Raw genomic sequence first — 12,302 nt, 5'->3', positions numbered from 1 at the left:
CAAGGCCGGCCCGCTGCCGGAACGGCCGGGAAACAGGCTTGCGGCGACGGGCCGAAACGGCCCGTCGCACGCTGCTTACATGCTGGCTTCGCGCTTCATCAGCTCTTCGATGGTGATACCCACCTCGTTCCTGCCACCAAAAACCGTGCCGATCCTGTTGTCCTTGACATGCTTGAGGTTGCCTTCATAAGCGGCCTTCGGCAGAGGCACGTACTTGACTTCACGCACCAGCTTGTCGGCGTTGTTCATGTAGTACTCAAGGAACGCGCGGACTTCCGGCTTCTGCAGCGACCTGGCCTTGACATAGACGAAGATCGGCCGCGACAGCGGCACGTAGCTGCCATTCTCGACGTTGGCGCCGGAGGGCTCGACGGCCGCGCCGGTCTTGGGATTGACGATCGCCAGCCCCTTCAGGCGGCTCATGTTCTCGGCGTAGTAGGCGTAGCCAAAGTAGCCAATGCCATTGAGGTCGCGCGACACGCCCTGCACCAGCACGTTATCGTCTTCCGAGGCGGTGTAGTCGCCGCGCGAGGACTTGGCCTTGCCGACGATGGCTTCGGTGAAGTATTCGAACGTGCCCGAATCGGCACCGGCGCCAAAGAGCTTGATCGGCGCATCCGGCCAGGCCGGATTGATCTGATTCCAGCGCGTGACCGTGCCCTGGGCCGCCGGCTCCCACAGCTTCTTCAGCTCTTCGACGGTAGCCTGTGTGAGGAAGGTGTTCTTCGGATTGATCACGACGGTCAAGGCGTCATAGGCGACCGGCATTTCGAAATACTCGACACCGGCGGCCTTGCAGTCCGCCATCTCCTGGGCAGTGATCGGACGCGAGGCATTCTGGAAGTCGGTCTCGTCACGGCAGAACTTCTTGAAGCCGCCGCCGGTGCCGGAAATGCCGACCGTGACCTTGATCACGTTCTTCATGGCTTTCTGGAAGTCTTCGGCAACCGCCTCGGTGATCGGATAAACAGTCGATGAACCGTCGATCTTGATGATCTCGGCGCGTGCCGCGGGCGAGCTTGCAAGGGCGACGCCGGCGACGACCAAGGCGGAAATGAGTCTGGCCTGCTTGAACATTTAGGTGCTCCTGTCTGAACCGAAGTAGATGACAGGACGCAGCGTATCGAGCGTGTGTTACAGCCAGATGACAGCCCGCAACAAGACTGCCGGCCCATGGAAAGGCTGATTCAGAAGACGGCGACTTCGCCTCGTCGCACCGCGCGCATCACTGCGCGCTCTTTTCCTTGCGCCGAAACACCAGCGGACGACCGTTGTGCGCCTGCTTCACCAGCCAGGTCGCAAGCGCCGAATCCATGTAGTCGGCATGGCCGGGAAACCAATCCACCAACGCCTGGGTGAACTCGCGCACGATCTCGGTTTGGCCCTCGGCCAGCATGCGCTGCACATCGAGCGCCGAACTCATCACCTTGCCATGCTCATCGATATGGCACTCGCCGCCGCCGGGGAAGTCCTCCGCACCCAACCAGGCGTTTTCCTGATTGAAGTGGTCCTGCGCGTGGGCGATGAAGCGCTCGAGTGCGGCGGGAAGCTCGGCGTCCGTGGCCTGCAGCAAGGCATCGACACAATCCACGAACTCGCGGTGGGTGTCGTCGATCGCGCTGTGTCCCAGCACGAATCGATCGCTCCATTGAAACGCTTGCTTGGTGCTCATGAAAACGATTCCTTCTGTGTGGCTTAAGATGAGATGGCGGACAATAAACCAGAGTGCGCCCGAACAGTCCAGCCCATTGCAGGTCGCAGGCGGCTTCAGCACCTTGCCCTGCAAGCGTAGCGATCCCCGCACAGCAGCGCCCCTCGTCCATTCAGCACAGGCCTGTGGCGCAGGCGTAGTGAATTCCAACCCGATCGAGAGGACTCCCATGCCCAATCCCCAGCCTGCAAAGCCCTCCCCCAGCCCAACCCCGCTATCCGTCCTTGACCTTGCCCCCGTCCCCGCCGGCAGCACGCCCGCCGACGCCTTGCGCAACACGCGCGAGCTGGCGCAGCTGGCCGATCGGTCGGGCTACACCCGCTACTGGCTGGCCGAGCACCACAACATGACCGGCATCGCCAGCGCAGCCACCGCGGTGGTGATCGCGCACGTGGCCGGTGCCACCTCGCGCATCCGTGTCGGCGCGGGCGGCATCATGCTGCCCAATCACGCACCACTGGTGATCGCCGAGCAGTTCGGCACTCTCGAGTCGCTGTTCCCGGGGCGCATCGACCTTGGCCTGGGCCGTGCGCCGGGCACCGACCAGCCCACCGTGCGCGCCCTGCGCCGCCACGTCGCGGGCAGCGAGGGCAAGTTTCCGCAGGACGTGCTCGAGCTGCAATCCTATTTCCAGCCCGCCCAGCCTGGTCAGGCCGTGCGCGCCGTTCCCGGCGCCGGGCTCAATGTGCCGATCTGGCTGCTCGGCTCCAGCCTGTTCAGCGCAGAGCTCGCCGCCCACCTCGGTCTGCCTTTCGCCTTCGCCTCGCACTTCGCGCCGCGCTTCCTGTTCCAGGCCATCGAGCTCTACCGCAGCCGCTTCCAGCCCTCCGCCGCGCTGGACAAGCCCTATTTCGCCGTCGCCGCCAATGCGATCGCGGCCGACACCCACGAAGAGGCGCAGCACCTGCTGCGTTCGCTGCGCCTGCGCTTCGCCGCCATGGCGCGCGGCGTACGCGGCCAGCTGGAGCCACCCGAAGCCTTCATCGAAGCGGAATGGTCAGCCACGGAACTCGCCTTCGCCGACGAATCGCTCTCCTGCCGTGCGATCGGCGCCCCGGACGAAGTACGCAAGCAACTGGAAGGCTTGATCGAACAGACCGGCGCCGACGAGTTGATCCTCACCGCACAGACCTTCGATCAAGCGGCGCGGCTCAAATCGTTCGCGCTGATTGCAAAGGCCTGGGACCTACCGGCCCTCACAGCTGCTGATCAGAGCTCGGCAGACGATCGAGCATGAAGCGGTCGTAGCCCTGCAACACCAGCTCGCGCGTCTTCGTCACATCGGCCTCGACTGCGCCGTTGAAGACACCGAGCCCGTCCAGGATGTCGCGCGCCTCGCCGAAGCCCTTCTCGAAACCACCGCGGATGACGCCCATGAAATCGCGCAGCACGGTTTCGGGGTCGTCGTCGGGGCGGCGTGCGGCGTAGGCCTCGAAGAACGCGGTCGACATCGACACGATGCGTTCGGCGGTGGCCTCAGCCGAGTTGTCCTGGCCCATCGCATTCTGGATGGCATCCGGCCCCAGGAAAGGCGCCAGCGCCTCGTTGATCCCCTCGATCGCAGAGCGAAACAGCAAGGCCTGCGACTGATCGCCGGCGCGGATCGACACCTCCATCGAGGCCTGCAGGATCCCGACGTTCAGATCCTTGCGCAGCGAAGCCTCGGTCATCGGCTCCTGGCGCGGCGCGCGCGAGGCTGCGGCGCTGTTCTGGCGCGCGGCGTCAGCGGGCTGAACTGCAGCGCCTGCAAGGGCGGAATTGACGGGCGAGATCGTGTTCATGGTCGGCTCCGGTATCGGGTTTTTTCCATTTCATTATAGGCGCCGGTGCAGCGAGCCGCCGCGATCACGGCCCGACGCGCCGTCTCCGCCTCAACCTGGTAGCCTTGCCGCCTTGTGTGCGATCCGCATACCGTTCAGCCCAGCCCCGCCCATGTCCCGCACCCTGCGCTACTACGACATTAATGCCGCTCGCTTCGTCGCGGACACGGCGCACGTGGACATGGCCGACTTGCATGCTCGCTTCCTCGCCCACATCCCGGCGGGCGGGCTCATCCTCGACGCCGGCTGCGGCTCGGGGCGTGACAGCAAGGCCTTCATCGATGCCGGCTTGCGCGTGCGCGCCTTCGACGCCTCGGCCAAACTCGCCCACCTCGCGCAAGAACTCATCCGCCAGCCGGTCGAGGTGCAGCGCTTCGACGACATCACTGAGCGCGCCTGTTACGACGGTATCTGGGCTTGCGCCAGCCTGCTCCACGTGGCGGCAGCGGAACTGCCCGCCACCCTCGCCCGCCTGTGGGCCAGCCTCAAGCCCGGCGGCGTGTTCTATCTCAGCTTCAAGCATGGCGAGGGCGAGCGCAACGACGGCGAGCGGCAGTTCACCGACGCTGACGAACAGCGCCTCGCCCAGTGGACGGCCGAGCTGAGCGAACTCGAATCGACCGAATGCTGGATCACCGAAGACCAACGACCAGAACGGAGCGAGCGGTGGCTCAACGCGCTTCTGCGGCGCAAGGCCTTGGCGACCGATCGTCTGTTCACCGGCGAGCCGCAGCATCCCTTCCTGCCGCAGCTTTGCCACTCGATCGCGCGCGCGGACGAGATCGACCTGGCGGTGTCCTTCGTCAAAGCTAGCGGGCTGCGCCTGCTGCTGCCCGATCTGCACGACGCGCTCGAGCGCAAGGCCGCCGAATCGCGTTCCCCCGCGCGCGTCCGCATCCTTACCAGCGACTATCTCGACATCACCGACCCCGAGGCACTGCGGCTGCTGGTGCTGCTCCAGGAACACGGCGCGCAGGTGCGGATCTTCGAGTCGGGCGGACGCAGCTTTCACATGAAGGCCTATCTGTTCGCCCACTTCCCCGAGCCCAGCGCGATGCACGGCACGGTGTTCATCGGCTCCAGCAACATCAGTCGCTCTGCCCTCACTGACGGGCTGGAATGGAATTACCGCGTCGACTACCCCGGTGACGACGGTTTCATCGAAGCCCGCGCCCGCTTCGAAGAACTGTTCCGCGCGCCACGCACCATTGAGCTCAACGACGCCTGGATCGACAACTACGAGGCGCGCCGCATCCCTCCGCCGCGATCGGTCGCACCCGGCAGCGACGAAAACGATCCGCCACCGCCTCCCACACCAATCCAGCACGACGCCTTGGCGGCACTCGCCTACACACGGCGCGAGGGCTACCGGCGCGGCCTGGTGGTGCTGGCAACCGGCCTCGGTAAAACCTGGCTCGCCGCTTTCGACACCGAGCAAGTCGGCGCGCGACGGGTGCTGTTCGTCGCCCACCGCGAAGAAATCCTCAACCAGGCCGCAGAAACCTTCGTGCGCATCCGACCACGGGCACGCGTCGGCTTCTACATGGGGCAGACCCGCGACACGCAGGTGGACATCCTCTGCGCCTCAGTGCAGACCCTGGGACAAAACGTCCACCTTGAACGCTTCGCACCGCAACATTTCGATTACATCGTCGTCGACGAATTTCACCACGCCGCCGCACCCACCTATCGCCGGCTGCTCGCCCATTTCGCGCCACAATTTTTGCTCGGCCTCACCGCAACGCCCGATCGCAGCGATCAGTCGGACATCCTTTCGCTGTGCGACGACAACCTGGTCTTCACCCGCGACCTGTTCGCGGGAATCGAAGCCGCACTGCTCGCACCCTTCCACTACTACGGCATCTGGGACGAGTCGGTGAACTACCGCGAAATCCCTTGGCGCAACGGCCGTTTCGACCCGGAAAGGCTGTCCAACAAGCTCGCCACCCTCGCCCGCGCCCGCCATGCGCTCAAGCAATGGCGCAAGCGCGCCCAACAGCGCACCCTCGCCTTCTGCGTCTCCGTCCGCCACGCCGAATTCATGGCCAGGCAATTTCAGCTCCACAACATCGAAGCCGCCGCGGTCTACGCTGGCTCGGCCTTGGCGCGCGGCGAAGCGCTGGAACAGCTCGCCGACGGCCGGCTGAAGGTGATCTTCTCGGTCGACCTGTTCAACGAGGGGGTCGACCTGCCGGCAATCGACACCGTGCTGATGCTGCGCCCGACCGAGTCGAAGATCCTCTTCCTTCAGCAACTCGGCCGTGGCCTGCGCAAAGCCGAAGGCAAGGAGCGCTTGGTGGTGCTCGACTTCATCGGCAACCACCACAGCTTCCTGCACAAATCGCAGGCGCTCGGACGCATCGGCAGCAGCTACAAGCAGCTCGCCGAATTCGCGCGCCAGATCGAGACGCGCCGGCTGGCCCTGCCTACGGGCTGCTACATCAACTACGAGCTTCAACTTCTCGACTTCCTCAAGTCGCTCGACGGCGACGGCATCGCGCGCGAGTACGAGGCCTTGAAAGACGGCCTCGGTCGGCGGCCGACCTTGGCGGAGTTCTACCGCAGCGGCGCCAACCTGGGCCGGATGCGCAAGGAATACACGAGCTGGTTCGGGCTGGTGAAGGAGATGGCCGACTTGGGTGAGGCGGAATCCCTCGCCCACGAGACTCATGACGGCTTTCTGCGTGAGCTTGAAACCACCGCCATGACCAAGAGCTTCAAGATGATCCTGCTCGAAGCCTTTCAGGAGCTCGATGGCTGGCGCGTCGCCCCCACGCTCGCCAAACTGGCCGAACGTTCATGGCAGATCCTGCAGCGTCGTCGCCCCTTACTCGACAACCTGCCGAACAAGCTGGACGATACCGGCGACGGCGCGAGCGCGGCCTGGCAACGCTATTGGCGCGACAACCCGGTAAATGCCTGGAGCGGTGGCAATCAGCCCACGAAGGGTGGAAGCTTTTTCCGGGTGCAAGGAGATCGCTTCGAGCCCGCCTTCCAGGTAGCGCCAGATCAACACGAGACCCTGGACGGCCTGGTGCAAGAGCTCATCGACTACCGCCTCGCCGCCTACGAGGTCCGACGCGCCACGGCGCCGGCTAGGGACAATGTGATCCCGTTTGCAGGACGCCCTCGGCCGCAAGAAACGGAACTGCCCTATTTCCCGAATCTGCGTATCGCCTGCGGCCACTTCCGCACGGCCCGCGCCGATGCCGAGGAGCATCGTCGTCTCGGTGCCGCTTACGGCCGCCTCGACCCCGCCCGCCACTTCATCGCGCGCGCTTCGGGCAACTCGATGAACGGCGGCAAAAACCCAATCCGTGACGGCGACTACCTGCTGCTAGAACTCGTCAGCCCGACCAGGGCCGGCTCCATCACTGGCAGCATCATGGCGATCGAACGCCAGGACCGCAGCGGTGACGATCAATACCTGCTGCGCGTCGTCACCAAGCAACGCGACGGCAGCTACGTGCTCGTCGCCAACAACCCCGACTACGACGATATTCACGTCACGGCCGAGATGGCCGACGAGCTACGCACCCTGGCGCGCCTGAAAGCGGTGATCGATCCACTCGACCTCGCGGTCGGCGAGCCCTTCATGCGCGAAGAGATTCCCGGCCTATTCGGCGTGGAATTCAACCCTGGCAACTGGAACAGCGGCCACGTCGTCATCCCGGAGCGCAACGCCCATGTGCTGCTCGTCACGCTGAACAAGCAGGGCAAGGCGGAAGACCATCGCTACCTCGACCGCTGGATCGATGAACACACATTCCAGTGGTCAAGCCAGAATTCGACGACGCCGGACAGCAAGCGCGGACGGGAAATCATCGAGCACGAAAAGCGAGGCTTGGCGCTGCACCTCTTTGTGCGGGACGCCAGGCTCTCGGGCGGAAAGGCTGCGCCTTTCACCTACTTCGGGAAGGTGAGATACAGAGCGCATACCGGAAGTGCGCCGATGAGTGTGGTGGTTGATGTCGGAGTGGCGGAGTAGCGGGTTGGTGGCTGCACTCATCTCTACTCAGGACAAGGTGGGCGAAAAAAATGCCTTCTCGCCTGTGGCCGTTGCAGCTGGAATCAGGACTTGCCGGTGTCGGCCTACAAACGGCCGATCATATTTACACGTGTAATGGCGGCTAACCGATCAGAAAGCTGCCACTCGGGCAAATCCGACGTTGGGCATCAGCTCGACCACAACGGACGCTAGTGGGGGCAGCACCTGCGCATTCGCGCCTTGCGGCGCTTCTACAGCGTTCGCTCTCGTAGGAGCGCCGCAAGGCGCGACAGGTTTTCGGCCTTTGCAGTCATTGGGCCTAAGGTCTCTGTCGGTCGGCATAGGGCTGGTCAACTGCCCTTCGGCCCCAGAGTTAGGTCAACGACCGCTTGGCACTTCTCGGGCTATCGCCGGAACCGCCCGAGTGCTGCCGCTTGTTACCGTGCAACGCGAAACAGGCCACCGCTAACATTCTGGGATTCAGGCGAACGTCCATGGCAGACAAATATGCCATGAGGCAGAATAGCCTGTAGCCTACAGCGAATCGCTGTCCGGATGAGGCGACGAAACCGAGAGCACGAAAAAAATGAAGATATTCGTTCTGCCCAAAACGGGCATCCAAGAATCCGAGAAATACGCCATCGGCCGGATCGAGAAGACGCTCCCGAAGGAATGGCGGGGCTACGCCTCCTTGGAGGTTATCGAGAAAGGGCGGCTCGCGCGGGAGATCGACTTGGTCCTGCTACTTCCCGACCGCATACTCATAGTCGAACTGAAGCGTTGGCACGGCCAGATCAAGTCCGAGGACGGCTACTGGTACCGTAGGAAGCCGAACCAGAAGCATTTCGAGCGAATGGACGTCAGTCCCGTCAAGAAGAACTTCGAAAAGGCTCGTATCCTCAAGACGTTCGTCGAACGCTCGATCAAGGGAGGGCATGCTGTCCTTGTGGACAGCCGGGTTGTGCTTTGCGGCAACAGTCCGTCTCCCATCCTGACGGAAGAGGAAAAGCCTTCGGTCCTCCAGTTGGACGACTTCCTCGAAATCGGCGACCCGAAAACGTATAAGCGGCTGCTTGAACTGCCCATCGAATTCCGCAACCGTCCCCGCACATTCAATCCCCTCGACCATCTCAACGAATTCGAACTCCTGTTCAAAGGCTCGCCCGAATTGATCAGGGCGAGGGAGTTCTCCTGGCAGAATTACGTCGTCGACGGAGCGCCGACATTCAAGCATCCGGATTCCCTGTATTTCGAGTACAGGAGCGTCAACCGCGACGACCCAAACGCCCGAGCCCTCCTCCGCCGGTGGGATTTCTCGCAGTTGGGCACTTCGGCGCCAACACAGTCGGACTGGGTCAACATCGCGCTCCGAGAGCCCAGGGTGTTCAGCTACGTCAAGGATAAGACCGACATGCTGGACGGGGTGCTGTTGCAGCCGATCGGGACGCTGGCGGCGGACGAGGTGACCATCGACCATTGCGAATTGTTCGACCTCCCGGCTAAGCAAAAGCGCTTGTTCGATTTCGTCGAGGCTTACCGGGACAAATTGCCCCTGTCGGACCGTGTCAGCCTGACAAAAGTTCTGATATCCAAGTTTGCCGAGCTCCACCGCTTGGGCGTAGCTCATCGGGACATCGGCGACCATTGCGTCTGGCTTGAGCGCCCGGATAGCGTCCGACTCTCCGGGTTCGTGGCTTCCCATTTTCCCCAAATGGAGACGGTGGGAACACTGAAGGAGCAAGTGAGCAGCATTACGGAAAAATTGCCGGAGGATTTTTTCGAAGACAAATTCGCCACCCCGTTCCACCGCGACGTTTACCTTCTCGGCGTCATGGCGCACATACTCATTTACGGTGTGCCGCCGGACAGGGATGATGGACTTTCGATCTGGGTTCCAAAGGAAAATGAAATCGCTTCCGGCAAACTGGACGATTGGTTCGAGCGATCCATGAAATGGGAGACCTCCGGTCGATGGGCCAATGCCGAAGAGATGCTGGACGCACTGAACGAGGTAGATTTCTCGGATGGCGAACCGGTAATTTCGTTGGCTACCTTCGAATACTTCAAGGCCCAAACCAAGCCGAGAGACTACGAAGAACTCGACGATCCGGTCGAAAAGGGAAATCTCGAGGTCTTCAAAGGAGAACGCGACGCCAACCAATGCCAGGTCAAGTTCTGGTTCGGCGCGACTCCCGACGCGAGCAAGCCGGATTTCAACCAAACCCTGTTGAGATTCTTGGAAAAGGCCCGTGCGATCCAGGTCAATCCCAGCGAATGGCTTCCCAGGGTGCTCGACGTCGGAATCGTACCCAAGAAGGGACTCCTTTACGTACGAGAGTGGCTCGACCTTCCCACGCTCAACGAGTGGGCTTTCGCTACGAAGACGCTTGAGGACAGAATCGGACTGTCTATGAGCCTAATTGACGGCATCGAGCGGCTGCACAGCATTGATTTGCCGCACGGCGACTTGCATCCCGAGAACGTTCTCGTCCGGCCGGCGGGTGAAGGGCGAGCCTTTCCTTCTGCGGTGTTCATTGATACTCCGGATTTTAAGGACGGCACGGTCGATGTCGTGACGACTGCGTACGTTCCTGCCAATTACGAGCGAGTCTCCCTCTTGGAGCGCGACAGGTACGCGATTACCCTGATCATCGGCGGTATCTTGGGTTGCACAAGCGCAGACATGGGCGATGGTGAGCTGCCCATTCCTTCCGTCTACGAGGCCTTGGCAGAAAACGTGAAGGCGGAGCCTGCCATCCTTACCTTAGTGCCGCTGAAGGAGGCCTTGAAAAATGCCCTTGAACCGCCGCTCCCCGAACGGGAAGCTTTGGTAGTCACGATTTCGAGGACACCCTCCGGCTTCATGCCCGGTCCAATGCGTTCGGACAATGGGGTGTACTACGTCGAGAAAGGTTACGAGGATGCGCAGCATGACAGATATTTGATAATCGGTCCCGGGTTACAGCTAACGCTTAGCGTTTCGATCGACGACGCGGCAATCAAGCGCATTGGCATAAAGGAAATCACGCATGACCTGTTCCAAAGGAAAACGACCCGCGGAATCCAGTTCGAAGGAAACATTTTCCTAACTTCCGGACCGGGTGACGATGCCTGTACTCTAGTATCGGCATTGCAGCAGATTCCTGCGCTGGCGGCCAGGATCCACGAACAAACGAAGAACGTTTGGCTCGCGCCCGATGTCGACGCGGAGATTCATAAGGAACGTACAGAAATATCCACCGCTTCGATCTGGCGGCACCTGATCGAAGCGGAATTCGATTCGCAGCCGGAAGTCTTGATTACCGGGCCTTCCAGGCCGCATCCGAAACGTGAGGACGCCTACCTAATCCCGTTCAGATCCGACGTGACCATAGAATACGCGGCAGATGAAAAGGTCGAGGTCCTGAAAGAAATCGAGGGGGGAGAATACCGGCGTGTCGGCTTTCTGGAGCACCGGCATTCCACTCCTGACGAGCTGGCTATCGTACCGCATGGGTTTTCGCGCCAGTTCCCGATCGACAGCCGCTACCTCCTGCGCAGCAAGGCGGAACGATCGTCCTACGAAAGGCGCTACGAAGCCGTGGAGCGGATCTTATCTGGCCGTTCCGTAATCGCGAATCTCGTCAGTTACTTCGAGCGTGCCACGTCGAATCACCAAGTCATCAAGCACCCAGAGCCGACCGACGCTGATTTGGAAGACTACGACGTCTACGAGGACGGGAAAAAGGTCTTCTCACTGAATGATGACCAGAAAGCAGCTTTCAAGCGAATTGTGTCGTCTGGTCCCGTCTGCTTGCTGCAAGGTCCCCCGGGTACAGGCAAAACTTCGTTCATAGGCGCGTTCCTAGATTACGTCATCCATAAGCAAGGAACCAAGAGCGTCCTCTTGGTGAGCCAATCTCACGAGGCCACGAACAACGCCCTGGAAGGGGCACTCCGCTTGGCGGCCCGGCGAAACGCCGATATCGACGTGGTTCGCGTCGGCGAGGACGGGACGCTGTCAGATGCAATACGGCACGTAGGGGTAACCTCGCTCCAAGAGTCTTACCGCGAGCGATTCCGAAGCGAGTTCAAGCATAGGATTGTCTCCCTAAGCTCGCGGTTGCGGCTGAACAGGGAGTTTGTCGAGGCTTTCGCCCAGGCCTTCATTCACATGGATCGGCTCGCCCAGGACGTGGTCCTGCTGGAGAATGAGCTTGCCACCTCGGTCGGCACGGAGGAAGCGGGAACGCTTAAGCAGAGGCTTTACGCCCGGAGGGAACTGCTGCATTCGCATGCCTTGGTCGCGCTAACACCCGAGGAGATCGCATTGTCAGAGGATGTCGTCGAGGATACGAAGGAGGCCCTAACCCGCAAGTTTGGCGTCCGGAGTCCCGCCGCCGTCAATAAGCTCCACCAATTGATCAAGATTTCCCAGGAATGGGTCGACGTGCTCGGGTCCCAAGGCGGTAATTTCTCCGAGTTCCTGGCCAAGACGAGAACCATCGTTGCCGGTACCTGCGTCGGCGTCGGACGATGGAATCTCGGCGTCTCGAGAAACTCGTACGATTGGGTCGTTATCGACGAAGCCGCGCGGGCAACCCCGTCGGAACTGGCGGTCTCCATGCAGGTCGGGAAACGGATTCTGCTTGTCGGCGACCATTTCCAGCTGCCGCCACTCTATAAAGACGAGTTGCGCAAGGAGATGGGGCAAAGGCCATGTCGTTATACACAACTCACGCCGTCTCATCGCGTAGCGCCTGTATGGTGGCGGCGGCATCCATGACGCGCTGCAAGCCCAGCC

At 61.7% G+C, this 12,302-nt stretch carries 5 protein-coding genes and 1 pseudogene; 3 read left to right on the top strand and 3 right to left on the bottom strand.

Features of this window, described 5'->3' with window-relative positions; genetic code table 11:
- Window positions 1–75: 75 nt before the first annotated feature.
- On the bottom strand, window positions 76–1,077 hold the full coding sequence (locus M622_RS35920; protein ID WP_021250569.1) for a PstS family phosphate ABC transporter substrate-binding protein: 1,002 nt from the start codon (window positions 1,075–1,077) through the stop codon (window positions 76–78).
- A gap of 148 nt (window positions 1,078–1,225) precedes the next feature.
- On the bottom strand, window positions 1,226–1,672 hold the full coding sequence (locus M622_RS35915) for a bacteriohemerythrin (protein WP_021250568.1): 447 nt from the start codon (window positions 1,670–1,672) through the stop codon (window positions 1,226–1,228).
- Between the two features lie 208 nt (window positions 1,673–1,880).
- On the opposite strand from M622_RS35915, the gene M622_RS35910 reads away from it, so the two are divergent.
- Window positions 1,881–2,948: an LLM class flavin-dependent oxidoreductase gene (locus tag M622_RS35910; protein WP_021250567.1), complete on the top strand. Its 1,068-nt coding sequence runs from the start codon at window positions 1,881–1,883 to the stop codon at window positions 2,946–2,948.
- Here the strand turns inward: M622_RS35910 and M622_RS35905 are convergent.
- A complete protein-coding gene (locus M622_RS35905; RefSeq protein WP_021250566.1) occupies window positions 2,908–3,492 on the bottom strand; it encodes a DUF5610 domain-containing protein in 585 nt (194 codons plus the stop codon). The genes M622_RS35910 and M622_RS35905 overlap by 41 nt on opposite strands.
- A gap of 151 nt (window positions 3,493–3,643) precedes the next feature.
- Here M622_RS35905 and M622_RS35900 point away from each other — a divergent pair, with 151 nt between their 5' ends.
- On the top strand, window positions 3,644–7,519 hold the full coding sequence (locus M622_RS35900) for a DUF3427 domain-containing protein (RefSeq protein ID WP_021250565.1): 3,876 nt from the start codon (window positions 3,644–3,646) through the stop codon (window positions 7,517–7,519).
- A 586-nt stretch (window positions 7,520–8,105) separates the two neighbouring features.
- Window positions 8,106–12,173, top strand: a pseudogene (locus M622_RS35895) (AAA domain-containing protein); the annotation flags it as partial.
- Window positions 12,174–12,302 lie beyond the last annotated feature (129 nt).

The organism is Thauera terpenica 58Eu (assembly GCF_000443165.1).
Lineage (GTDB): Bacteria > Pseudomonadota > Gammaproteobacteria > Burkholderiales > Rhodocyclaceae > Thauera > Thauera terpenica.
This window is presented reverse-complemented; position numbering and strand designations above follow the sequence as displayed.

Excerpts from the sequence above, each read along its gene's own strand:
- M622_RS35905 (WP_021250566.1), bottom strand. The coding sequence starts at position 3,492 with ATGAACACGATCTCGCCCGTCAATTCCGCCCTTGCAGGCGCTGCAGTT.
- M622_RS35920 (WP_021250569.1), bottom strand. The coding sequence starts at position 1,077 with ATGTTCAAGCAGGCCAGACTCATTTCCGCCTTGGTCGTCGCCGGCGTC.
- M622_RS35910 (WP_021250567.1), top strand. The coding sequence starts at position 1,881 with ATGCCCAATCCCCAGCCTGCAAAGCCCTCCCCCAGCCCAACCCCGCTA.
- M622_RS35900 (WP_021250565.1), top strand. The coding sequence starts at position 3,644 with ATGTCCCGCACCCTGCGCTACTACGACATTAATGCCGCTCGCTTCGTC.
- M622_RS35915 (WP_021250568.1), bottom strand. The coding sequence starts at position 1,672 with ATGAGCACCAAGCAAGCGTTTCAATGGAGCGATCGATTCGTGCTGGGA.